At 55.6% G+C, this 24,031-nt stretch carries 23 protein-coding genes, 1 tRNA gene and 1 pseudogene; 18 read left to right on the forward strand and 7 right to left on the reverse strand.

All coding sequences use genetic code 11. The features are described from left to right. The first annotated feature begins 34 nt into the window (after window positions 1-34). The 3 genes from ACN0V1_RS19585 to ACN0V1_RS19595 all read left to right on the forward strand — a co-directional run bounded on the left by ACN0V1_RS19585 (window position 35) and on the right by ACN0V1_RS19595 (window position 2,427). Complete coding sequence (locus tag ACN0V1_RS19585) at window positions 35-1,612, forward strand: AAA family ATPase (protein ID WP_417546595.1); 1,578 nt, start codon at window positions 35-37, stop codon at window positions 1,610-1,612. Between the two features lie 87 nt (window positions 1,613-1,699). Further along, complete coding sequence (locus ACN0V1_RS19590; RefSeq protein WP_417546596.1) at window positions 1,700-2,056, forward strand: pentapeptide repeat-containing protein; 357 nt, start codon at window positions 1,700-1,702, stop codon at window positions 2,054-2,056. Beyond that, window positions 2,053-2,427 (forward strand): Rieske (2Fe-2S) protein, encoded by a 375-nt coding sequence (locus tag ACN0V1_RS19595; protein WP_417546597.1) that lies wholly within the window; start codon window positions 2,053-2,055, stop codon window positions 2,425-2,427. The genes ACN0V1_RS19590 and ACN0V1_RS19595 overlap by 4 nt, the downstream gene beginning before the upstream one ends. Here ACN0V1_RS19595 and sfsA read toward each other — a convergent pair. Next, window positions 2,411-3,142 (reverse strand): DNA/RNA nuclease SfsA, encoded by a 732-nt coding sequence (gene sfsA / locus ACN0V1_RS19600; protein ID WP_417546598.1) that lies wholly within the window; start codon window positions 3,140-3,142, stop codon window positions 2,411-2,413. The genes ACN0V1_RS19595 and sfsA overlap by 17 nt on opposite strands. Window positions 3,143-3,322: 180 nt before the next feature. Here sfsA and dksA point away from each other — a divergent pair, with 180 nt between their 5' ends. The 10 genes from dksA (at window position 3,323) to pgi (ending at window position 15,248) form a co-directional block, all read left to right on the forward strand. Next, on the forward strand, window positions 3,323-3,754 hold the full coding sequence (gene dksA / locus ACN0V1_RS19605) for an RNA polymerase-binding protein DksA (RefSeq protein WP_417546599.1): 432 nt from the start codon (window positions 3,323-3,325) through the stop codon (window positions 3,752-3,754). Between the two features lie 63 nt (window positions 3,755-3,817). Further along, entirely contained in the window at window positions 3,818-4,693 is an 876-nt protein-coding gene (gene gluQRS, locus ACN0V1_RS19610; RefSeq protein ID WP_417546600.1) for a tRNA glutamyl-Q(34) synthetase GluQRS, read from the forward strand. Window positions 4,694-4,743: 50 nt separating this feature from the next. After that, window positions 4,744-4,920 (forward strand): hypothetical protein, encoded by a 177-nt coding sequence (locus ACN0V1_RS19615; RefSeq protein ID WP_291946205.1) that lies wholly within the window; start codon window positions 4,744-4,746, stop codon window positions 4,918-4,920. Continuing rightward, window positions 4,910-7,873, forward strand: coding sequence for an ATP-binding protein (locus tag ACN0V1_RS19620; RefSeq protein ID WP_417546601.1), 2,964 nt, complete (start codon window positions 4,910-4,912; stop codon window positions 7,871-7,873). Before ACN0V1_RS19615 ends, ACN0V1_RS19620 begins: the two co-directional genes overlap by 11 nt. A gap of 7 nt (window positions 7,874-7,880) precedes the next feature. Continuing rightward, window positions 7,881-9,278: a sigma-54-dependent transcriptional regulator gene (locus ACN0V1_RS19625; RefSeq protein ID WP_417546602.1), complete on the forward strand. Its 1,398-nt coding sequence runs from the start codon at window positions 7,881-7,883 to the stop codon at window positions 9,276-9,278. A 694-nt stretch (window positions 9,279-9,972) separates the two neighbouring features. Then, entirely contained in the window at window positions 9,973-11,355 is a 1,383-nt protein-coding gene (pcnB, locus tag ACN0V1_RS19630; protein ID WP_417546603.1) for a polynucleotide adenylyltransferase PcnB, read from the forward strand. Then, entirely contained in the window at window positions 11,355-11,852 is a 498-nt protein-coding gene (gene folK, locus ACN0V1_RS19635) for a 2-amino-4-hydroxy-6-hydroxymethyldihydropteridine diphosphokinase (RefSeq protein WP_417546604.1), read from the forward strand. The genes pcnB and folK (ACN0V1_RS19635) overlap by 1 nt, the downstream gene beginning before the upstream one ends. 61 nt (window positions 11,853-11,913) lie before the next feature. Then, window positions 11,914-12,708 (forward strand): 3-methyl-2-oxobutanoate hydroxymethyltransferase, encoded by a 795-nt coding sequence (panB, locus tag ACN0V1_RS19640; protein ID WP_417546605.1) that lies wholly within the window; start codon window positions 11,914-11,916, stop codon window positions 12,706-12,708. Next, complete coding sequence (panC, locus tag ACN0V1_RS19645; RefSeq protein WP_417546606.1) at window positions 12,705-13,553, forward strand: pantoate--beta-alanine ligase; 849 nt, start codon at window positions 12,705-12,707, stop codon at window positions 13,551-13,553. The genes panB and panC overlap by 4 nt, the downstream gene beginning before the upstream one ends. 33 nt (window positions 13,554-13,586) lie before the next feature. Continuing rightward, complete coding sequence (gene pgi / locus ACN0V1_RS19650; RefSeq protein ID WP_417546607.1) at window positions 13,587-15,248, forward strand: glucose-6-phosphate isomerase; 1,662 nt, start codon at window positions 13,587-13,589, stop codon at window positions 15,246-15,248. Here the strand turns inward: pgi and folK (ACN0V1_RS19655) are convergent. Both folK (ACN0V1_RS19655) and ACN0V1_RS19660 read right to left on the reverse strand, forming a co-directional pair. After that, window positions 15,231-15,758 carry a 2-amino-4-hydroxy-6-hydroxymethyldihydropteridine diphosphokinase gene (gene folK / locus ACN0V1_RS19655; protein ID WP_417546608.1) on the reverse strand — a complete coding sequence of 176 codons (528 nt, stop codon included), beginning with the start codon at window positions 15,756-15,758 and terminating at the stop codon, window positions 15,231-15,233. The two genes, pgi and folK (ACN0V1_RS19655), sit on opposite strands and share 18 nt — an antisense overlap. Then, window positions 15,748-16,110 (reverse strand): dihydroneopterin aldolase, encoded by a 363-nt coding sequence (locus tag ACN0V1_RS19660; protein WP_417546615.1) that lies wholly within the window; start codon window positions 16,108-16,110, stop codon window positions 15,748-15,750. The genes folK (ACN0V1_RS19655) and ACN0V1_RS19660 overlap by 11 nt, the downstream gene beginning before the upstream one ends. A 156-nt stretch (window positions 16,111-16,266) precedes the next feature. Between ACN0V1_RS19660 and plsY the strand changes: the two genes are divergently transcribed. Continuing rightward, entirely contained in the window at window positions 16,267-16,857 is a 591-nt protein-coding gene (gene plsY / locus ACN0V1_RS19665) for a glycerol-3-phosphate 1-O-acyltransferase PlsY (RefSeq protein WP_417546609.1), read from the forward strand. 1 nt (window position 16,858) lies between these two features. On the opposite strand, the gene tsaD is transcribed toward plsY, so the two are convergent. After that, window positions 16,859-17,917 (reverse strand): tRNA (adenosine(37)-N6)-threonylcarbamoyltransferase complex transferase subunit TsaD, encoded by a 1,059-nt coding sequence (gene tsaD / locus ACN0V1_RS19670; protein WP_417546610.1) that lies wholly within the window; start codon window positions 17,915-17,917, stop codon window positions 16,859-16,861. A gap of 240 nt (window positions 17,918-18,157) precedes the next feature. Between tsaD and rpsU the strand changes: the two genes are divergently transcribed. From rpsU to ACN0V1_RS19690, 4 genes are all read left to right on the forward strand, one after another. Beyond that, window positions 18,158-18,373, forward strand: a complete 216-nt coding sequence (gene rpsU / locus ACN0V1_RS19675; RefSeq protein WP_072794797.1) for a 30S ribosomal protein S21 — start codon at window positions 18,158-18,160, stop codon at window positions 18,371-18,373. Window positions 18,374-18,523: 150 nt separating this feature from the next. After that, window positions 18,524-20,251, forward strand: a complete 1,728-nt coding sequence (gene dnaG / locus ACN0V1_RS19680) for a DNA primase (protein WP_417546611.1) — start codon at window positions 18,524-18,526, stop codon at window positions 20,249-20,251. A gap of 118 nt (window positions 20,252-20,369) precedes the next feature. Next, window positions 20,370-22,211, forward strand: coding sequence for an RNA polymerase sigma factor RpoD (gene rpoD, locus ACN0V1_RS19685; protein WP_291943704.1), 1,842 nt, complete (start codon window positions 20,370-20,372; stop codon window positions 22,209-22,211). Between the two features lie 96 nt (window positions 22,212-22,307). After that, window positions 22,308-22,384, forward strand: a tRNA-Ile gene (locus ACN0V1_RS19690). 77 nt (window positions 22,385-22,461) lie between these two features. On the opposite strand, the gene ACN0V1_RS19695 is transcribed toward ACN0V1_RS19690, so the two are convergent. The 3 genes and pseudogenes from ACN0V1_RS19695 to ACN0V1_RS19705 all read right to left on the reverse strand — a co-directional run. Next, window positions 22,462-22,689 (reverse strand): hypothetical protein, encoded by a 228-nt coding sequence (locus ACN0V1_RS19695; protein ID WP_417546612.1) that lies wholly within the window; start codon window positions 22,687-22,689, stop codon window positions 22,462-22,464. 101 nt (window positions 22,690-22,790) lie between these two features. After that, a complete protein-coding gene (locus ACN0V1_RS19700) occupies window positions 22,791-23,783 on the reverse strand; it encodes a tyrosine-type recombinase/integrase (protein WP_417546613.1) in 993 nt (330 codons plus the stop codon). After that, window positions 23,780-24,031, reverse strand: a pseudogene (locus tag ACN0V1_RS19705) (hypothetical protein); the annotation flags it as partial. The pseudogene ACN0V1_RS19705 and the gene ACN0V1_RS19700, both read right to left, overlap by 4 nt.

Below are 24,031 nucleotides of genomic sequence, written 5' to 3' on the forward strand. Positions count from 1 at the left end.
AAATCAATGAGTTCAGGGAAGCGAGGAGCACACCGTGAGTGAAACATCCCCAGGCAATCTGTTACTGGCACTGCAGAACCCCGAGCTGTACAACCATCCGGTTGACGGATTCCAGATTATCGAAACTCACATCTCTCAGGTAATCCTGACCGGCCAGTACGCCTACAAGATCAAAAAACCTATGGATTTCGGGTTTCTTGATTTCTCCACGCTGGCGCGCCGCAAGCACTTTTGTGAAGAAGAATTGCGCCTTAATCGTCGCTTGGCGGAACCACTTTATCTGGAAGTACTCCCGATTACCGGAACCCCGGAGCAGCCGGAGATTGACGGCAAAGGCGAACCGTTTGAATACGTGCTGAAAATGCGTCAGTTCCGCCAGAGCCAGCTATTTGACCAGCAACAGGAATCCGGAGAGTTAAAACCGGAGCTGCTTTCCAGCCTTGCACAGCAGGTGGCAAATTTCCACGACAGCTTGAAGCCGATACCAGAAGACAAACCTCTGGGCACACCGGAAGCGGTGTACGCGGCCATGCAGGAAAACTTCGACCAGATCCGGCCAATGATCAGCGATGCCACCCTGCTCAGCCAGCTCGACAACCTCGAAGCCTGGACGCAAACCACCTTCGAGCGCCACCGCGAGCTTATTGCCAGGCGTCGTAGCGACGGTTTTGTACGCGAATGTCACGGTGACCTGCACCTGGCTAACATCACTGTTTACGAAGGCAAGGTTACGGTTTTCGACTGCATTGAATTCAGCGAGCCCTTCCGCTGGATTGATGTCATCAATGACCTGGCATTTCTGCTGATGGATCTGGAGTCCCGACGCGAGCCTGCTCTGGCGAACCTGGTCCTGAATACTTATCTGGAGTACCGCGACGATTTTGAAGCCTTGCCTCTGTTGCCCTTGTACAAAGCCTACCGTGCGCTTGTGCGTGCCAAGATTGCGCTGTTCACAAGGGCCAACCCGACACTGAGCGAGCAGGAAAAAGAAGGATTGATGCAGCGTTACCGCGAGTATGCTCAGCTGGCAGAAGATTACAGCAGCATCCCGAATCGTTACCTGCTGGCCACCGTGGGCCTGTCCGCCAGCGGTAAAACGTGTGTCAGCGCAGCCATGTCGGGCGAGCTCGGCCTTATCCGCCTGCGCTCCGACGTTGAGCGCAAACGGCTGCATGGGTTGGCACCGCTGGAGGACAGTAAGTCGCCTACCGGAGGAAACCTGTACTCCACCGACGCCAACGAAAAGACCTATGAACGTCTGGCGACGCTTGCCAGCGACCTGCTCGCTGCCGGCTTGCCGGTTATCATCGATGCCGCCTGCTTGAAAGAACGTGAGCGCGCCCTGTTTGCTGCTGTCGCAGAGAGCCAGGGGGTTCCCTTTGCACTGATCCACTGCGAGGCTCCCGAGGAGCTACGCAAGGAATGGGTGCGCAAACGCAAGGGCGACGCCTCGGAAGCAACAGAAGAATTGCTGGATGCCCAGAAAGACTGGTTTGAACCCCTTACAGTTGAAGAAAAAACCTACACGGCTCACCTTCGCAGCGATCAGGAGCATGTAGCGGAGGCGGTTGCTGACAGAATTCGACAGCACTTTGGCCTGACTCACAGCTAATCGGCGAGCACTATATCAAGGCCGTAAAACGCCCGGGCAACCTTTACACCGCTGAAGAACCGGAATAAAACGTTATAAGGAATGATCATGGAAACCGACGCCGTGCGCCATATCAAAGATCCGCTCTACGAAACGCTTCGCCAGGAAGATATTGCCGCCTTCAATGCCGAAAAATCAGCGCGAAGCGAGCTCCCCAGCTTTGCCCATGGAGATTTCAGAGGGCTCGACTTGCGCGGGCTGGATGCTCAAGGGCTTGATCTGAGCCACGCCTACTTTCGGGGCGCGGATCTCAGAGGTATAGACTTTAGCCACTCACTCATGGAAGGAGCGAGCATTGCGGGCGCCAAGATCTCCGGATGTTTCTTCCCTCACAAACTTGCCGCTGAAGAAATCGTGATGTCTCTGAACCACGGCACGCGAATGCGATACTGTGCTCAACAATGACGTGCAGTCACGCGCCCCCTTGGCAGGCAATATGTTCTAGACAAGCATTGGAAAACGGACAGTTTTTCGAGTTCTCGCTGGCCGTTGCCGAACAGAATGTCGACACCCTGCCTCTCACCGGCTTCGCCTTTCTGGATGGCGACACGCCCAGAGCCTACGTAAATCGATGTCCTCATATGGGCATTGAGCTGAACTGGGTGCCCGGTCGCTTCAAGGATACCGACAACCTGTTCCTTCAGTGCTCAACCCATGGCGCCCTGTTCAAACCCAGGGACGGTGAGTGTATTGCCGGGCCTTGCCAGGGTGACGCACTCACAGCACTGGATATACGGGAAGCCGGGGTTATTCTGGAAGTCAGACTTCCAGAATAACCGGCACCGGTTCAGCCAAGGTCATTTCGCCAGATGGACTGCCATCTTCGTTAGCCAGGGATGCGCGATAGGCGATCACTTCCACACCCGCATCACACGCTTGCCGCAACAACTGGCCGTAGTGCGGGTCGATATGATCTGCAGGCCTCACAGTTTCAATGGCAGTATGGTTCACGACAAAAAACAGCACAGCGCGATCACCCAACGCAACCTGCGTCATCAGCTCTCGCAGATGCTTCTGCCCGCGGGTTGTTACCGCGTCGGGAAAGAAGCCTTGGCCGTTTTCCTCAAGGGTTACGTTCTTTACCTCTACCCAAGCATCAGGTTCTGTCTCATGCCCTGAAAGCAACAGGTCAATCCGGCTTTTTTCCTCGCCATACTTTACTTCTGAGCGGCACTCACCGTATCCGGGCAGCTCGCTGACACGACCTGCCTCAATCGCCTCTCGTGCCTGAGCGTTGGGTCTTGCGGTATTCACACAGGCAAGCACTCCGGGAGTCGTTTCAACAAGCTCCCAGGTATAGGCCAGTTTGCGCGTCGGGTTATCGCTGCGGCTCAGCCAAACCCTGCCATCCGCTGGCTGGCAACCGAGCATGGAACCGGTATTCGGGCAGTGAGCCGTTACTTGCGTATCGTCAGGTAACCGGACATCGGCCAGAAAACGCTTATAACGTTGAATCAGACGCCCTTCAATCAAGGGTTCCGGAAACTTCATAGGCTCTCCAAATGCGAAGTGGGCATCACAGGGCTGGCACCCCGGTGACTAATCTGCTATTTTCCGCCAAATCCCGTTTCAGGACGACCGCTTCATCCAGGTTATGGCCGCGCCGCCACGGGGGCTGGTGCGTAGGGAAGCAAAGCGTCCTTGTGAAGTATAAAAAAGAGGCCGGGTTCAATGGCAAACACATCAAACGAAAATTTCACCAACTTCACCCCTTATGAAATGAAGAAGGGTGAAGACTACATGAGTGCTGACATGCTCGAGCACTTCAAAGAGCTGCTACTGCAATGGAAACAACAGCTTATGGAGGAAGTGGACCGCACCATGCATCACATGCAGGAAGATGCAGCAAATTACGCGGATCCCAGTGATCGCGCAACCCAGGAAGAAGAGTTCAGCCTGGAGCTGCGCACCCGCGATCGCGAGCGCAAACTGATCAAGAAAATCGACCAGACCATCGATCGCATCGACAAAGATGATTACGGCTTTTGCGACCAGTGCGGAGTTGAAATCGGTACCCGTCGCCTTGAGGCACGCCCAACCGCGACGCTGTGCATTGATTGCAAAACACTTGCCGAAATCCGAGAGCGCCAGACTGGCATCTAAAGCCATACGATCGACATGGCCGGCGCAGACCCTAAAGATCCTGCCGGCCAATCTGTCGTACCCATGACAAACTCGCGCAACTATCGGGGCCGCTTTGCGCCCTCCCCCACAGGGCCGCTTCATTTCGGCTCACTTGTTACCGCTCTGGCCAGCTATCTGGAAGCGAAATCCTGCGGAGGACAATGGCTCGTCCGTATCGAAGATCTCGATCCTCTGCGAGAGCCGCCAGAAGCCACCGGCGAAATCCTCAATAGCCTTGATGCACACGGCCTGTTTTCTGACGAGCCAGTCCTCTTCCAGTCTCGACGGCACGAGGCTTACCACTCCGCCGTCGAACACTTGCTGAGTGAGGGCGCTGCCTATCGTTGCAGTTGCTCACGCAAACAACTGCAGGCCAATAATGGCCGACATCCCCGGCATTGCAGGAACAGCAATGCGGCGATCAGCAATCAACCGTCCGCCATCCGGTTTGCTCTGAACGACGAGCAACGTCAGTGGCAGGACCAGCTATTGGGGCGGCAACACCATCGTGTACGTGCAGAAATCAATGATCCGGTTCTTCTGCGAAAAGAGGGCTTTTTCGCCTACCAGCTTGCCGTTGTGGTGGACGACATAGAACAGGGTATTACCGACGTGGTCCGCGGCTCGGATCTGCTCGACATGACCGCTCAGCAACTACAGATTTACCACGCCTTGGCGGCAACACCACCACGTTGGCTCCACGTTCCCGTTATCGTTAACGAGCAGGGGCAAAAATTGAGCAAACAGAACCGCGCACCTGCTCTGGACAACCCCAGTGCGGTAAAGAATCTGTTTGAGGCTCTCGGGGCGCTGGGCCAGCAGCCACCGCAATCTTTGCTGGCAGGGTCGGTCGAAGCGTCACTTGAGTGGGCCCGAACGCACTGGCGACGTGGCGCCATTCACCTGACAGACCGATGATCGACATGGTATAAAGCCTTTCACAAACCTCAGCGCGGATAGCATGCCTGATGTATATATACCGTCTGGTTTTTCTGCTGGTTCTGGCCATCTATATATTTTCACCCAACATTCTTGACTGGTGGACCTCTCCCGGGAACGCTTGGTATAGCCCCTTCGTGGTATGGGCAGGCCTTATAGCCATAGGGTTCTGGCTGGAATGGCGGCGGGACCCGAATGAGTTTTAGTGCGTCAGGGCTTTTGCTCGCCAGCTTGCTCTATCTTGTCCTCCTGTTCGGCATTGCCTGGATGACCGAGCGAGGCATAGTGCCTCGCCACTGGGTACGTCACCCGCTGGTTTACACCCTGAGCCTTGGTGTGTACGCAGGAATCTGGGCGGTTTACGCAGCAGTCGGCATGGCGGCCGAATCCGGTTACGGCTTCCTTGCCTATTATCTCGGTATTAGCGGCGCCTTCTTACTGGCTCCGGTTCTGCTCAACCCCATCATGAGGATCGGCCGGGCCTATCAACTGACCTCACTCGCCGATCTGTTTGCCTACCGGTATCGCAGCCAATGGGCAGGGACACTGGTTACTCTGTGCTCGGGCGTTGCCATCCTTGCTCTGCTGAGCATGCAGATACAGGCCGTATCGACATCTGCCAGCATCCTCGCCCCGGAAACCTCACCACATCTGATCAGCTTTATGTTCAGCCTGATCGTAGTGTTGTTCGCCATGCTGTTTGGCACCCGCCGCAACCAGGATGGCGAAAACCATCCAGGGCTGGTACTCGCCATTGCCTTCGACTCGCTGGTCAAACTTATCGCCCTTCTGGTCATTGGCGGCGCTGTTCTCTTCGGCGTATTCGGTGGCATGGGCGGCCTGGACGTCTGGCTGGAAGGCAACACCACCCCGGCCACTACCATGTCCCTTAGCGTTGATGACGGCAGTTGGCGTGCACTTATGTTGATGTCATTCGCCGGCGCGGTTGTGCTGCCGCACATGTACCACATGACGTTCAGCGAAAACCCGTCACCCAAAGCTCTCGCCAAGGCGAGCTGGGGGCTACCCCTCTACCTGTTATTTCTGGGCATTCCCGTTCCACTGATTCTGTGGGGTGGTCAGGCGCTGGGGGTTACTACAGGCCCGAACTTTTACACGCTGGGAATAGCCCAGGCACTGGAAAGCCCGGCCCTCACCTTGCTTATGTACATTGCCGGGCTTTCAGCCGCCAGCGGCCTGATGATTGTCAGCAGCCTGGCACTCGCCGGAATGGTGCTCAACCACGTCGTGTTGCCACTGAAAACGCCAAAAGACCAGGGCGATATCTATCGCTGGCTGCAATGGACCAAGCGCCTGCTGATTGCCGCAATCATCCTTCTGGCACTGCTATTCCATGAAACACTTGGCAAGAACCTGGACTTGTCCATTCTCGGGGCAATTTCGCTTTCCGGAACCCTGCAATTGCTGCCCGGTGCCCTGGGCGTTATTTACTGGCCGGAAGGGAATCGTCGCGGGCTGATTGCTGGGCTTGTTGCCGGGCTGGTGATCTGGGTGGTTACGTTGGTGCTGCCGTTCTCCCATACGGCCAACCTGCTTGAGTGGCTGGGCGCTCCCCTGATTCCGGATTACAGCAACTGGCACATATTTACGTTTGTAAGCCTGACAGCGAACGTAACGGTGTTCGCACTGATCTCGGTTCTCAGCACAAGCACCAGTGAGGAAACAAGCGCCGCACAGGCTTGCTCCCTGGGCGCACTCTCCCGCCCGCAACGCCGCGAACTGCTTGCAAGCTCCTCCGCTGACTTTGTGCGACAAATGGCAGAACCCCTGGGTCTGGGAGTTGCGAAACGAGAAGTTGAGCGGGCTCTCGGGCAACTGAAACTCCCCAATGTTGAGTACCGGCCCTACCAACTAAGACGACTTCGCGACCAGGTTGAAATCAACCTCTCAGGATTGTTGGGGCCGTCAGTAGCCCGGGATATGGTCAAGCGCCACCTCGGTTTCAAACCCATGGCCCAGGGCGGCACGGCTCAGGATATTCGCTACGTAGAGCGCGCTTTAGGAGATTATCAGAACCGTTTAACCGGTCTCGCAGGCGAATTGGACAACCTTCGCCGGCACTACCGCCAGACCCTGCAGAACCTGCCGATTCCGGCCTGTTCCGTGGGCGAGGATGGTGAAATCCTCATGTGGAACCATGCCATTGAAGCACTCACGAGAATCACCGCCGACGATGTTGTGGGCGCCCGGCTGATGGCGCTGCCAGACCACTGGCACCACCTGCTGGATGACTTCAACAGCGGCGAAGATCTGCATCGCTACAAACACCGGCTGGACCTCAAGGGCAGACCCCACTGGCTGAACCTGCACAAGGCTGCCCTCAGTGGGCCTGACCATCCGGATGGTGGCAGTATCATTCTGGTGGAAGACCAGACCGAAATCCGGTTGCTTGAAGATGAACTGATGCACAGCGAGCGCCTGGCCTCGGTTGGACGCCTGGCCGCAGGCGTAGCACACGAAATAGGCAACCCGGTGACCGGCATTTCTTCTCTTGCACAGAACCTCAAGCTGGAAACCGATAATCCGGAAATTCTCGATACCGCAAGCCAGATTCAACAGCAAACCCGGCGCATATCAACCATTTTGCAATCATTGATGAATTTTGCGCGCACCGGCAACCATGCTCAGGCGAACCGATATGAGCCGGTGAGCATCCGCCGCTGCATCGACGAATCCATCAACCTGTTGTCCCTGAGCGACAAAGGACTTGGCATTCATTACATCAACGACTGCCCCGAAACACTCCAGATACTGGGTGACGAGCAACGGCTTGTGCAGGTTTTTGTAAACCTCCTGGCTAACGCCCGGGACGCGTCGCCAGAGGGCGGTTCAATCCGGGTAACTGGCAAGGATGATGGCTACTCAGCTATCATCGAAGTCGTTGACCAAGGCTCAGGAATACCATCAGATCAGCTTGACCACGTGTTTGAGCCCTTCTACACCACCAAAGCAACCAATAAGGGAACTGGGCTGGGCTTGTCGCTGGTGTACAGCATAGTTGAAGAGCACTACGGTAATATTCAGGTTGAAAGCCCTGCCAACCCCGCAACCGGACTTGGCACCTGCATGCGACTGAAACTGCCCGCATATGAGCCGGAGACAGACAACTCCACCACCCTCCCGAATGAAAGGTTCTGAAACCGCCATGCCCCGTATTCTGATCGTGGAAGATGAAGACATTATTCGCTCCGCCGTCCGCAAGCTGCTACTGCACGCCGGCTATGACGTTGAGGATGTCGGCTCAGTGGAAGAGGCCGAACAGGACCACGATCCGGACCAGTTCGACCTGATTATTTCAGATCTGCGCCTACCCGGTGCCGCCGGCACGGAAATGATTAACAGAGCACCGAGTACACCTGTGCTGATCATGACCAGTTACGCCAGCCTGCGCTCTGCGGTGGACTCCATGAAAATGGGGGCGGTGGAATACATCGCCAAACCCTTTGATCACGATGAAATGCTGGCCGCCGTGGAAAGCATTCTCGCTCGCACCATGTCACCGGCTTCCGAACGTCACAACGGTTCAGAAGCGCCGTCAGAAAACGGGGACCCTGCCAGCATAATGTACGGCCGGTGTGAACCGATGCAGCGGGTGTTCACACTTATACGCAAAGTAGCACCAACAGAAACAACCGTACTTGTGCAGGGCGAATCCGGCACCGGCAAGGAGCTGGTCGCCCGAGCGCTTCACCTTTTAAGCCCGCGCGCTACAAAGCCGCTGATCTCTGTGAACTGCGCCGCCATTCCTGAAAGCCTTATTGAATCTGAACTGTTCGGTCATGAAAAAGGTGCTTTCACCGGTGCAGTCTCTGCCCGAACAGGCCTGATTGAAGCAGCGGATGGTGGCAGCCTGTTTCTGGACGAGATCGGTGAGCTGCCAGCCGAAGCACAGGCGCGCCTGCTGCGCGTCCTCCAGGAAGGGGAGATCCGAAAAGTGGGGTCAACCCAGAGCCGGAAGGTCAATGTGCGGATGATCGCTGCAACCCACCGGAACCTGAAAGCAATGACCCGCACCGGTGGTTTCCGCGAAGACCTGTATTATCGCCTCAACGTGATGCAGATACGGATTCCACCTCTGCGCGAACGCCAGAGCGATATCCTCGGGCTCGCCCAGCGCTTTCTTGTTACCCAGGGCGACAGGGTGCGCAAGCCGAACCTGAACCTGAACCCCGAGGCAATGCGAACGCTTGAGCGACACCGCTGGCCGGGCAACGTTCGGGAGTTGGAAAATGCCATTGAACGGGCCAGTATCCTGTGCGATGGCGATATTATCACCCCTTCACTGCTGGATCTCGACGGCGAGGGTGGTGACGAATACATCCCCGAATCGCTGGTGGAGGGTGACAACGAGCAGCTTCGCACCCGCGACACCGAAGGCGCCAGCGACCTTTCTCTGGAAGACTACTTCCAACACTTCGTACTGGAAAACCAGGACCGCATGAGCGAGACGGAGCTAGCCCAGAAACTGGGCATCAGCCGAAAATCCCTATGGGAGCGCAGGCAACGCCTTGGCATCCCTCGCAAGAAAACCTCCGGAGACTGATTTCTTCCGGGCATGGGCCGTCTGCCCTCCAAAAGCATGAACGCTTACCCAGTTGTTACCGCATGTTCCCCTTGGTAACACTTCGCAGAAAAAGCACTCGTTGCGGGTAACACTTATACCGCATACGGGGTAACACTTACATGTCGCAAAACCCCAACCAATTGTTAATAAACAACTTTCAAAAACTGGCACACCAACTGCACTCTTATTAGCGCACGACAACAAAAACAAGAGTGACAAAGCGGCGCTTCAACAAAAACAAAAAGCTGCGGGAATACGTTCAGTAACAAAAACAACAACAGAACGTGAGCGAATTGAGTGTTTTGGGTACTTTGCTTTTTTGGTAGTCCCTTGGCACGTGCGAGTTGTAGAGATGCAGAGAAGAATCACCTTCGAGGTGACGCAGCACCTACCAATGACTCGTTCGATGTCTTTGACTGCTCGCTGTGTTCAAAGCTTTCCGTTTGCACTGCTGAGAAGCCTCAATTTTGGGGATATACAGTGGGGTACAAAAACGAAGAAGAATCCCGTTAAAAAATAAAAACAATGCAGATCGTCAACGTTTTGGAGGCGGATTCGTGAAAGCGGGTCCGCCTTTTGATTATCCGGGTACGCAAGATTCCAAGGCAAACGTGTGCAAATCCTGCTCAAACCGTTAAACTCTCGGTTTTGCTCAACGCAACCACGGATTTCAATGCCAAAATCACTTTCCTCCATCTTCGAGCAGTCCGTCGACAAGCTCCGCTCTTTCATTCCGGGAAACGGGAAGAAGAAAGCCCGAGTTTACCAGAGACGGGAAATCTCCAGAGACCAGCACAACGTCTCACGCTCCGTTATAAGCGAGCCGACCAAGAAAGTTCTCGGCCGACTCAACAATTCCGGTTATGAGGCGTACCTTGTTGGCGGCGGTGTACGCGACATCCTTCTGGGGAAGCAGCCCAAAGATTTTGATATAGCCACCAACGCCACCCCGGAAGAAGTACACGACCTGTTCCGTAACTCTCGCCTGATAGGTCGGCGTTTTCGGATCGTTCACGTTGTATTCGGGCGCGAAGTGATTGAAGTGACCACATTTCGTGGTAACGCGGCGGAAGCCGACAACGACAGTCCGGACGACGATCGCAAAACCAGCGAACATGGCCTGCTGCTGCGGGACAATGTTTACGGCAACCAGGAAGAAGATGCGCTGCGCCGCGACTTTACGGTCAACGCCCTTTACTACTGCATCCGCGATTTCACCGTCGTTGATTTTGCCAACGGCATTGAAGACCTCCGTAACCGGCAACTCCGCCTGATTGGAGACCCCGAAACCCGCTACCGGGAAGATCCGGTTCGCATGCTTCGCGCCATCCGCTTTGCCGCCAAGCTTGGCTTTGATATAGAGCCAGAAACCGAAGCTCCTATCGGAAAGCTCGCCCCGTTGCTGACTCACATCCCGGCAGCGCGCCTGTTTGAAGAAGTCCTGAAGCTGTTTTCCGCCGGCCACGGCGAAGCCACCTACGACCTCCTCACCCGCCATAACCTGCTGGCCCCATTATTCCCTGAGACCGTAAAAGCGATCGATTCCGGCGAGCCTGACGAATTGATTCGCCAGGCATTGCGCAACACCGATGCTCGTATCGCACAAGGAAAGTCCGTTACGCCTTACTTCCTGTTTGCCGCCATGCTCTGGCCTGCGCTGCAAAAAGAGTGGCATCACCGCCAGGATAACGGCGACCCGGTGCAGCCGGCATTGCACGGCGCAATCGGCAAAGTCATTGGCCGGCAAGTGCAGGCAACCTCTATACCCAAGCGATTCTCAGGCCCCATGAAAGAAATCTGGGAGCTTCAGATGCGCCTGCCCCGTCGTCAAGGCAAGCGGGCCTTCGTAACCATGAGCCACCCCAGATTTCGTGCGGCCTACGATTTCCTGCTGGTTCGGGAAGCCTGCGGTGAGATCGAGCCGGGCCTCGGGGATTGGTGGACTGAGTTCCAGCGTCTGGACGAGCGTGGACAGGAACGCATGCTTTCAGAACTCAGCAGCGATGCACCGAAAAAGCGTCGCCGCCGCAAACCGGTCACACGGCCAGCGCCCTGATGAGAACGGATGCCTTCATCGGCCTGGGCAGCAACCTGCAAGAGCCCGCAGCCCAGCTGGCAAGAGCAGTAGCAGAGCTGGCCGCGTTACCCGACACTACTCTGATCGCCCAGGCGCCCTTTTACACCAGCAGCCCGGTTGGGCCTCAGGACCAGCCGGATTTCGTAAACGGCGCAGTGTGGCTCAGCACAGGGCTTGAGCCACATGCTCTGCTCGATCAGCTTCAAGCCATAGAACAGGCCCATGGGCGGGAACGGCTAAGCCACTGGGGCCCACGCACACTGGACCTTGATCTGCTGATTTTCGGCAACCATGTACTCAACGACGACCGGCTTAGCGTTCCCCACCGCGAGCTCCCCAACCGGGATTTCGCTCTGCAGCCGCTACTGGACCTGAAGCCCGACCTGACGCTGCCAAACGGTACCGCAATCGCGGCTTTGAGGGCACAATGCCCAGACAACCGGTTGCGCCGCCTTCTGCCTCCGGATTACTCTTAGCAACTGAAAGCCGGTCATCCCGGCACGGTCTTGGCCCACCTACCCAAAAGGCAAGGATTTTATGGCTGTTACCATCAATACCCTGCGGGAATACAAACAGAGGGGAGAAGCCTTCTCTGCCCTCACCTCCTACGACGCCACTTTTGCTCAGGTTGTCAGCGAAGCCGGGGTGGACGTCATCCTGATTGGCGACTCGCTGGGCATGGTTCTTCAGGGCCACGACAGCACATTGCCCGTCACCATGGACCAGATCGTGTACCACGTAAGCTGTGTTGCCAAAGGAAACCGCGGCTCTCTGATCATGGCCGACATGCCTTTCATGAGTTATGGCACCGTAGACGCTGCTCTGGAGAATGCTGCTGAACTCATGCGGGCGGGCGCTCACATGGTGAAGCTGGAAGGCACTGACTGGATGAAAGACACCATTATCGCGCTTTCTGAACGGGCCGTACCGGTATGCGCTCACCTTGGCCTGACGCCTCAATTCGTCAACAAATTTGGCGGCTACAAAGTGCAGGGCCGCGATGAAAAGTCAGCGGACATGATGATAGATCACGCCTGCGAACTTGTAGCCGCAGGTGCTGACGTTATTCTTCTTGAATGCGTGCCTGCACCTCTGGCCGCGCGGATTGCTCAAGCAGTCACAGCGCCTGTGATTGGCATTGGAGCAGGCGCTGATACCGATGGCCAGATTCTGGTACTGCACGACATGCTGGGCATTACCACGGGGCGCAAACCGCGTTTCGTGAAAGACTTTCTGGCCGAAAACGGCTCTATTCGGGGCGCCATCGCGGCCTACTCAAAAGCAGTGCGCGAGCGCACATTCCCCGCTGAGGAGCATACGTTCAAGGCATGAGAACCGTCCATTCACTAAAAGAACTGCGTGCCATCCTCCGCGGTTACCGCCAGCAAGGAAAAACCATTGGCCTGGTCCCCACCATGGGCAACCTGCATGAGGGGCACATTTCACTGGTTCGCAAAGCGGCCGAAGCAGCCGATATTGTGGTCACGAGCATTTTCGTTAACCCGATGCAGTTTGGTGCCAATGAGGATCTCGATACCTACCCCCGCACCCTGATTGATGATCAGGAGAAGCTCGGCGCCGCCGGAAACACACTGGTTTTTGCGCCAACTGCCGAGGAAGTTTATCCGGAGGGCCTTGCCCGGCACACCCGCATAGTGGTGCCGGAGGTCAGTGATGGGCATTGCGGCGTCAGCCGCCCGGGGCACTTTGAAGGCGTCGCGACGGTGGTCTCTGTTCTTTTCAACATGATTCAACCCGACTTTGCCGTGTTCGGTGAGAAAGATTTCCAGCAACTGGCGGTCATCCGCAAGATGACGCGAGATCTGATGATGCCGATTGAGGTGATCGGCGCGCCAACCGTCCGGGAAGAAGACGGTTTGGCCAAAAGCTCGCGCAACGGTTATCTCTCCGAAGCGGAGCGCCAGATTGCCCCGGCCATTTATCAAATACTGAAAGCTACAGCTGCAAAGATTACCGATGGACGCAGTGATTTTCAGGTGCTTGCACAAGAAGCTGGAGACAGTCTGCGCGTAGCCGGTCTGCACCTGGATTACTTTAACATTGCAAACAGCCATACCCTGAAGCCTGCCACGCCAGAAGACAGAGACATCACGATTCTGGCAGCCGCTTTTCTTGGCACCACCCGGCTGATTGATAACATCTCAGTAACGCGCTGAGGCGCTGTCGATCCACCAGGAAAGGACTCTCTGATGACTTCGCCACACCCCGCACTGACCAATTCTTCTGAATGGAAAGAACTGGCGAACTTGAAGGAGCGCTTGCAAAACCGCCCCATGAGGGCGCTTTTTGCTGACGATCCGGAACGGGCAAGGCGTTATTTCATTGATGGTGCGGGTCTGTCTCTCGACTTCTCCAGAAACCGGCTTACAGACGACGTCCTCGAAGCGCTGATAGCACTGGCTCGCCATTGCCAGCTGGAAGAGCGCAGGGCCGCCCTGCTTTGCGGGGAAAAGGTGAACGTTACCGAAGACCGCCCGGCGTTGCACACGGCTTTGCGTAACCCCGGAACTGACACCATCGCCGTCGATGGCCAGGATGTGGTCGCTGAGGTAACCGCAACGCTGGCACGTATGGACACCTTCGTTCACGAAGTGCGAAACCAGTCACGCACCGGCTTTACAGGCAAGGCGTTTACCGATGTGGTCAGCATTGGCATTGGTGGCTCCTTCCTCGGCCCAAAACTGGTGACCGAGGCACTGCAGCCTTACCGGACACCCGGCCTTCGTTGCCACTATGTGGCCAACATCGATGGCACTGAAATCTGTGAAGCTCTCGAAAGGCTTAATCCTGAAACCACATTATTCCTGGTTCAGTCAAAATCGTTTGGCACGCGAGAAACCCTGGAAAACAGCAAAGTCGCCCGGGATTGGTTCATGGAGCGTAGCAATAACGAGCAGGCGGTTGCCAGTCATTTTATGGCCGTTACAGCCAACAAAGCCGCCGCGCAGGACTTTGGCATCGATCCGGAAAACGTGTTCCCGATGTGGGACTGGGTAGGTGGGCGTTACTCGCTTTGGTCCGCCATTGGCCTACCTGTCGCACTGACCATCGGCATGGACAACTTCAGGGCACTGCTCGCCGGAGCCCACGCCATGGACACTCACTTCCGCGGCGCGCCGCTGGAAAAGAACCTGCCCGTGGTCATGGCGATGCTGGGTATCTGGTACAGCAATTTCTGGGGCGCGGAAACACACGCCATACTGCCTTACGACCACTACCTCCGTAGCTTGCCGGATCATCTGCAGCAACTGGACATGGAAAGCAGCGGTAAACGGGTGAATCAGCAAGGAAAAACTCTGGACTACCATTCAGGCCCCGTAATCTGGGGCGGTGTCGGCGCCAATGGCCAGCACGCATACCACCAGCTAATTCACCAAGGCACCCGATTGATTCCGGCCGACTTCATCATCCCCCTGCAAACCCATAACCCGGTCGCCACACATCATGCGGACTTGTTCGCCAATTGTCTGGGCCAATCCCGCGCAATGATGGCCGGAAAAACGCTTGAAGAAGCCAAGGCCGAGCTGGCAGCCAGCGGCATGGCAGAAACAGACATTGAGCGCCTGGCGCCACACAAGGTGATACCCGGGAATCAGCCCAGCAACACACTGATGATGAACAAGGTGACTCCGGAAACCGTCGGCGCGCTGATCGCGCTTTACGAACACCGGACTTTTGTTCAGGGCGTCATTTGGGACGTTGATTCGTTTGATCAGTGGGGCGTTGAGCTGGGCAAAAAGCTGGGCGAAAACATTCTGCCAAGACTGCTGGGATCGAACACATCGAGCGAAGCAAGTGACAGCGCCACAGATAATTTGATCGCAGTTTTTCGCTCAGCAAACCACCTGTGAAATCGTTCGCCCCTGCCAGATGAAGTTCACCGGCCAGAGTTTCTGGTCGGTGTTATATGCCTGCCAAAGCTCAAGGTAGCTAGTCCGGCACACAGGGTGTTTCACTGTCGGAGCAATATCTGCCAGCGGGCGCAGCACAAACGCATTCTGGAGAATTTCGCCCCTGGGCAACTCCACACCGTCCATTCGGCCCACCGCCTCTCCATAGGTGAGAATGTCGAGATCCAACGTTCTTGCGCTGAATTTCGGAGCATCCCGGCGACGGCCGTTTTCTGTTTCCAGTTGTTTGAAGTACTGTGAAAGCTCGCCTACGGAAAGATGGGTTTTAACACCCACAACCAGATTCAGAAATGGCGAGCCGTCAAACCCTACAGCTTCACTTTCATATACCGGGGAGATTTCAAGCTCATCAAACCAGCCTGCTAAAGCATCCAGAGACGCACGTACATTGCGCTCCCTGTCGATGTTGCTGCCAATACTGATATAAACCGGAACCTGATCAGCTACCACCGAGCTCTCCTTTCGAAGCAGATCTTTCAATGCAGACACCCACGGATCGGGCAGCAGGCACGGCGCCGGGCTTGCGCAGCGTAAGACGAAGCCAGCCAATGCCGAACTTCCGCTGCAGTCTATCCGCCAGAACCTCAGCACCGTGTTCAAGCAGCTTTGGCTTGAGGTCTTTCAGGCACTGCTCAGCCAGCGCGCTTACGGCAGCATAATCAAGTGCGTCCGCCACATCATCAGACGCGCCTGGAATACGGTTATCCCACGCCATCTCAAGATCTACAACGAGTGCCTGGGCCACTTCGCGCTCCCAGTCGTATACACCCACTACGGTTTCTACAACCAGGCCTTCGATCATTACACTGTCTGCCAAAGGGTCTCCCGGGGCGATCCCGCACACTGCTGATTGAATAACGTACAGACTGCGGATACTGTAACCACACAGGCCTGCCAATTGAGGGCGGGCATTTTCGCACACATTACCCTGACACGTCTTTGTCTCCGAGCTCGCAAAATGGCCCTGAGTGATCCGACAATAACTGTTCTGCTGTGTATGGCTGCCTACCTGGGTGGCTCAGTGCTGTTCGCACTGCCGGTTTGCCGGCTCTGGGCCCTGCCCGACCCGCGGGCCCAGGGCTCAGGCAATCCGGGCGCAACCAACGTATACCGCACCGGTGGCTGGCTCCCTGCTCTGACAACTCTGGCCCTGGATGCCGCAAAAGGCTGGCTGCCCGTCTGGCTCGCATACAACGCAGGGCTATCCCCCTTGGTACAGGCAATTGTGGCCTTGTGTGCCGTTACCGGGCATATGGTTCCGGTGTTCTACCGGTTCAAGGGCGGCAAAGGCGTTGCAACTGCACTGGGTGCAGGCCTTGCCCTGGCGCCGATCACTACGCTCATAATGACTGCACTATGGTTACTGGTACTCTGGCGCTGGAAGATTTCCGCACTGGCGTCTGTGGTAGCCATCGTAAGCGGCCCAGCCATCAGCGCATTCATCGATCCGGCAAACCTCCCCATGTTCGGCTTACTGGCGATCCTGATTATCGTGCGTCACCGCGATAATCTTATACGGCTCGCCCAAGGGCGGGAAATTGGCTTCTAGCTCAATCGACAAGCCCTGTCAGCCGCGCCTCGGTGAGCGACGGCAGCTCATTCATCGGCCACCTGGGCACAGCCACAATCCGTTCACCATCGCGCTGCCCCGCTTTCATACGCTGGGCGCCGGCATAGGCAATCATCGCACCATTATCGGTACAGAATTCCGGGCGCGCATAAAACACATGGGCGCGCAACTTCTCGGCCATTTTCTCCAAGCCTGCCCGTAACCGCTTGTTAGCACTCACTCCGCCCGCTATCACCAAGCGATCGCAGCCTGTTTGCTCCAGTGCCCGCCGGCACTTGATCACAAGGGTCTCCACTGCAGCAGTTTCAAAAGCCAGGGCGATATCAGCTCGCACCTGATCACTCAGCCCATCAACTGATTTCTTTTCTGCATTGACCGTATTGAGAGTAAAGGTTTTCAGACCACTGAAACTGAAATCCAGGCCCGGCCGATCCGTCATCGGCCGTGGAAACCGGTATCTGCCCGGAACGCCCTTTTCTGCCAACGCGGCTACCCGGGGGCCACCAGGATAGTCCAGCCCCAGCATTTTGGCCGTTTTATCGAACGCCTCGCCGGCGGCATCATCCACAGATTCACCGAGCATCTGATATTCGCCGATGCCATCCACACGCACCAGTTGTGTATGTCCGCCCGACACGAGAAGAGCCACAAACGGGAATGCCGGCGGGTTGTCCTCAAGCATGGGCGCCAGCAGATGGCCTTCCATGTGATGCACGCCAAGCACCGGTATATCGAGGGCAAACCCCACGGCATGGGCAACCGAGCCACCCACCATAAGAGCGCCAATCAGGCCCGGCCCTGCCGTATAAGCAATACCCTCAATATCTCTACGGGTAAGACCCGCCGCGGAGAGAACCTGGTCACACAGCGGGAGAAGCTTGCGAACATGGTCACGGGATGCCAACTCTGGCACCACGCCGCCATAATCGGCATGCATGTCAACCTGGCTGAACAGCGCATGGCTTAGCAGCCCTTTGTCGGTGTCAAACAAGGCGACGCCGGTTTCATCACAGGAGGTCTCAATACCCAGAATCAACATATAACCTGGCCATATCGGTTGGCGTAAATGAATAAACGGTTCGCATTTTAGCAGAAACCCGAAACTCACTGGCAGTTTCATCGAACAAACATTGACCTTGCCACGATCCAGGCGCTATCATTGCCGCCCTAAATTACGAACTGGTCGCGTTTTATCCAATTTGACCAGGGATCGAGCCGGTCTGGCACTGCCAGATGCGCATCCAAATGAAACCGAATCTATCAGGTAGGTGATTGTCGAATGCCAGCTGTTAAAGTGAAAGAGAATGAACCGTTTGACGTAGCACTGCGTCGCTTCAAGCGCTCTTGCGAAAAAGCGGGTGTACTCTCGGAAGTACGTCGTCGTGAGCACTATGAAAAGCCGACTTCCGTTCGTAAGCGCAAAGCAGCTGCTGCCGTTAAGCGTCATCTCAAGAAGCTTCAGCGTGAACAGCGCAAGTTTGAGCGTTTGTACTGAGTTTTAGCAGACGCCGCTTGACTGCAAAGCACTGATTGCCTGTAAAGCCACAGGCTGCACAGAGCGATCAAAAAATGCCGCCGGGGCTTGGCTTCGGCGGCATTTTTGGCTATTGGTCCTGGCATGTAGCCGGCCTGAAGTGGAGCCTCTATGAGCGGACTGATCCCCCAACGCTTCGTTGAAGACCTGCTCGATCGGGTAGATCTTGCAGAGTTGATCGGCTCGCGCATTACACTCAAAAAGGCCGGCGCCAATTACAAAGCCTGCTGTCCGTTTCATGATGAAAAAACGCCCTCATTCAATGTAAGGCCGGACAAAGGCTTCTATCACTGTTTCGGCTGTGGCGCTCATGGTGATGCCATCAGCTTTGTGCGCGAATTTGAGGGTCTGGGCTTTACCGAAGCTGTCGAAGAGTTGGCGCGCAGGGCCGGGCTGGAAGTGCCATACGACCAGGCTGCCAAGCAGGAAATCCAGCAGGCGAGAACGCTGACAGATGCGCTGGACTTCGCCAGTCGATTCTACCAGTCCGAACTGCATGGCCAGCAAGGCGCCTTTGCCCGCGACTATCTGAAACAGCGGGGCCTGGATGAGAATATTATCCAGCAATATCAGGTGGGTTATGCGCCGGCAGCAGGCACAGCCCTGTTTGATGCTGCAAGCAAGGATTTACAGGGGCCGCTGATTGAAACCGGCACTGTCTCTGACAAGTATGGCCGACCACGGGACCTGTTTCGTAACCGGGTCATGTTCCCGATCCGCAATAGCCGGGGCAAAACCATAGCTTTCGGCGGGCGGACGCTCGGCGAAGACAAGGCCAAATACATCAACTCCCCGGAGTCGGATGTTTTTCACAAAAGCCGCCAGATATACGGCCTTTTTGAAGCAAAGCAGGTACTGAAACAGCTCGACAAGTTGCTCGTAGTGGAAGGCTACATGGATGTGATTGCCCTGGCCCAGCATGGCATTCATTACGCCGTTGCGACCCTTGGCACAGCAACAAATCAGGACAGTCTGACCGCCTTGTTAAGGCAGGTACGGCATGTGGTGTTCTGCTTTGACGGCGATCAGGCGGGCTTCCGAGCCGCAGATCGCGCAATGGATAATGCTCTTGAGCTTATGGCAGACGGGCTGCATTTACAGTTCCTGATGCTCCCGGAGGGCGAAGATCCGGATACGCTGGTACGCAAGGAAGGCCGAGAAGCGTTTCAGAAACGCATTGATGGCGCGACGCCGTTCTCCCGGTATCTTTTTGACCGTCAGAGCGAGGGTCTGGATCTTCAGCTACCGGAAAACCGGGGCGAGCTCAGAGCCAGAGCCGAGCCGCTGCTGAACAAGATGCCCAGAAGCACCCTGCGGGATGCTATGTGGCACGAAATGTTGCGCTTGTGTGGGGGCCGTACTCAGTGGCAGAACCGCCCACCCCAGCAGCGGGGAAACTGGAAAGGTGAGCGGCGCGATCGTGTCACCGAAGAGCGTATCGACGTAAAGCTGAGCAAAGACAGCATTCTGTGCCTGGCGCTTCTGGAAGCGCCGGATATGGCGAGTGAAGTCACTGAACTGGCGCAGCACTCCCGCCAGTACACTCAGGCCGGGAATTTTGCCGGATTTATTCTGGAACATGATATCCGGAATCGGAAAGCACTTATAACAACACTGGCTCTCGACAGCCGGGCGCGCGAGCGGTTCTATCATCTGTTTGACGGCATTGAGCACATCCCGGCAAGGGAAAGCACTCTGGCCGCAGCACGAGAGATGCTGAGCCCGAATGAAGAAGCAGCAAGGCAGCAAAAGCTGGCCACGTTGTTACGCAATTTCGCGAACCTTACTGCCGAGGAGCGGCAAGAGCTTAGAGCGCTGAGCGGGGGAACCCCGGATTAACAGCACTTGAAACTTGGCACATTGATCACCATCTAACCATTCGGTGGCAGAGCATTAGAGCGGCAGCTATAATGGCTGTTTCATTTTATCTTTATTTAAGCGGGTTCACAGGGTGTCTATGTCAGGCAATTCGCAGAAATCACGTTTGAAAGACCTCATCGCAAGAGGCAAGGAACAAGGCTACCTGACTTACGCCGAGGTGAACGACCACCTCCCGGAAGACATTGCCGATCCGGATCAGGTCGAAGACATCATTCGCATGATCAACGACATGGGCATTCAGGTATCTGAAGTGGCACCGGATGCCGACACACTGCTGATGACCGACGGCGATTCCACAGCCGACGAAGCAGCAGCCGCTGAAGCTGCTGCTGCTCTCGCCGCCGTGGAATCCGATGCCGGCCGCACAACGGATCCCGTACGCATGTACATGCGTGAGATGGGCACCGTTGAGCTGCTGACACGTGAAGGCGAAATTGTCATCGCCAAACGCATCGAAGAAGGCATCCGTGATGTCATGGCAGCGGTTGCCCACTTTCCCGGCACCGTTGGCACCGTTATTCAGGCCTACGACCGTATCATCGAAAACGAAGGCCGAATCACCGATATCGTTACCGGTTTTCTTGATCCCGACGGCGCCGAACCCTTCATGCCGGAACCTCCCCAAAAGGCTGAGGTGCCGGAAGGTGAAGAATCTGAAGACGATTCAGACGAAGAGGAAGAAGAACCCGAGAGCGGTCCGGATCCCGAAGAGACTCGTCTGCGTTTCGAGCAGCTCAGGGAGAAACTGGCCACCGCAGAGGAGTCTCTGTCAAAGCACGGTCGCGCTGACAAGAAGACCCAGCATGCGCTAAACGAGCTGGGTCAGGTTTTTGCGCCCTTCAAACTGGGCAACAAAGCTTTTGATGAGCTGGTTAACGTCGTGCGCTCCACCAACGACCTCGTGCGACAGAATGAGCGTGCAATACTCCAGATCTGCGTTCGTGACTGCAAAATGCCACGCAAGGATTTCATCAAATCCTTCCCGGGCAATGAGGCGAATCAGGACTGGGCCGAAAAAATCATCAAGAGCAAAAAGGTCTACGCTGCGCCAATGGGCGAGCGCATTGATGAAATCATCCGGCTTCAGAAGCGCATACAAAATGTGCAGACCGAAGTGGATCTGGACGTTGTCGACATCAAGGAAATCAACCGCCGCGTATCCATTGGTGAGGCAAGAGCCCGTCGCGCCAAGAAAGAAATGGTTGAGGCCAACCTGCGTCTGGTTATTTCTATTGCCAAGAAGTACACCAACCGCGGCCTGCAATTCCTGGATCTCATCCAGGAAGGCAACATCGGCCTGATGAAGGCCGTCGACAAGTTTGAATATCGTCGAGGCTACAAGTTCTCGACCTACGCTACCTGGTGGATTCGTCAGGCCATAACCCGCTCCATTGCGGACCAGGCGCGCACCATTCGTATTCCGGTGCACATGATTGAAACCATTAACAAGCTCAATCGGATTTCCCGTCAAATGCTTCAGGAAATGGGTCGTGAACCCACGCCGGAAGAGTTGGGCGAGCGCATGGAGATGCCGGAAGACAAGATTCGCAAGGTACTGAAGATCGCGAAAGAGCCAATCTCCATGGAGACGCCAATCGGTGACGATGAAGACAGCCACTTGGGCGACTTCATCGAAGACATCCAAGCGCTCTCGCCAGTGGATTCTGCAACCGCAGAAGGCCTGCGCGAAGCCACTCGCTCCGTATTGGCCGGCCTCACTGCTCGTGAGTCCAAAGTACTGCGCATGCGCTTCGGCATCGAAATGAACACTGATCACACGCTGGAAGAAGTCGGCAAACAGTTCGACGTAACCCGCGAGCGGATTCGTCAAATCGAAGCCAAGGCACTGCGCAAGCTGCGTCACCCGTCCCGTTCGGACCACCTGCGCGGCTTTATTGACGATCAGGGCAACGGATAAGTACCACAACAGTAGCGGGCGCCGCGCCTCCCCGGTATAATGGCGCCCGCTTTGTTTCCCTCACAGGAAACACCTTCCTGACAGCGTTCGCTGAACGGGCCTATAGCTCAGTTGGTTAGAGCAGAGGACTCATAATCCTTTGGTCCCTGGTTCGAGTCCAGGTGGGCCCACCATTTTTCAATGACTTACCACCCCTCTGTTACATCACGAACCAAAACTGTCAACAGAACGTCAACGGTGGCTAGGATGTTCACATTTTTAGACTTGGTCTATTCGAGTGATCGCGCTCGGCTTTTAGCTTCAAACGATGGGCGTAAACGATTTTCTCCGCCTCTTCGAAAGTAGTTGCGACGCCGATCTGTTTATCGTCCCAGAAAACGATAAACAAATATCCAGGCACTGGGTCTGAATTAGCATCGTACTTTTCGCAAACTCGTCCTTTGACTCCAACCGTCGTGATTTTCTTGAATTCTGACATGAGACACCTACATTGTGTATTTGAAGCACCAACATACACCGCCACCTAATATTATTCAACTTGTTGTTTTTTATTGTATTTTTATAATATAACTTACGCAATCAGACAACTTGCCTCAGCTTCGAAATTGTTTTAATTGGACCCTTTTCCACTACCTCACTCAGAAAATCCGGGGCGAGGTGGGCATATCTCATAGTAAGCTTCAGGTCGGAATGCCCAAGGACTCTCTGGAGAGTCAGGATGTGACCACCATTCATCACAAAATGACTGGCGAAGGTGTGGCGGCAGATGTGGGTTAACTGGCCTTTGGGTAAAGTTATCTCCGTTCTTTCCAATGCCGACCGGAAAGCGCTGTAGCAGGATTGGAACGGCAGCTCCTCGATGACCTGGCTGTAGATCTCTTTGGAAAGCGGGACCGATCGACTTTTACCGGACTTGGTGGCGTTGTAGGTCACCCTATAGGGGGTGAAGTTTGCCTGGGTTACGCTTTCCGCTTCTGACCAACGGGCCCCCGTGGAGAGCGCGAGAATTGTTACGTAGTACACCGATGGATTGGAAGATGCCTTGCATTCATCCAGGAGAAGATTGATTTGATCCTGGTCCAGAAACGCTAGTTCCGTCTGGTCGATCTTTAGCCGCCTGAGCTTTGCCAGAGGGTTCTCACCATTCCATTGCCCCTGGCGTATCAGTTCGTTGTAAACGGCTGTCAGGTAGGCCTGTTCATGGTTCAGCGTGTTTGGTGACATGCCTTCCTGGATACGGACAAGCCGGTAAGCAGCAAAATCTCCCGATGTAACCTTGGCAGCCCTTGGATACCCGAGCTTTTCGCAGATGGCTACCAGCTTTCGCTTTCTGGACTCCCCGTCCTTCAACGAGTGCCCATGGTGGAGATACCAAAGATCGATAAGCTCCAGGAGCGTTCGTCTATCTTTTTTCGGGCTCCACTCTTCCCCGGCATCGTTACGAGCCATAACCCAACGCTCAAACCGTTGCGCATCTGTCTTTGAGTCAAAGGATTTCCGGACGCGCTTCTGCCCTCTTCCGCCTGGCTGGATATCGACCTGCCATTTCCCGGAAGATAACTTCTTAATCATGCTGCCACCTTGGTCAGCAGTCGTCGTCTTATGAGTCCATCCTGGACGAGCTGGAAGAGTTCGTTTTCATAGATTTCTCGCCTTCGGTAATAGGCGCACAGATCCTCCCAAAGGCCGGATTTTTTGAGGCAGTCCCAGGCCTGACGAGGGTTAAACCGGTTGCGGGCATATATGGAAAGCAGGTTTCCGAAGGCCAGGGAGACGTTCTTTTCGTTGCCGCAACCGGGTTCCTTTTTTGCGCGTTTGTA

Source organism: Marinobacter sp. (assembly GCF_048266785.1).
Taxonomy (GTDB): Bacteria; Pseudomonadota; Gammaproteobacteria; order Pseudomonadales; family Oleiphilaceae; genus Marinobacter.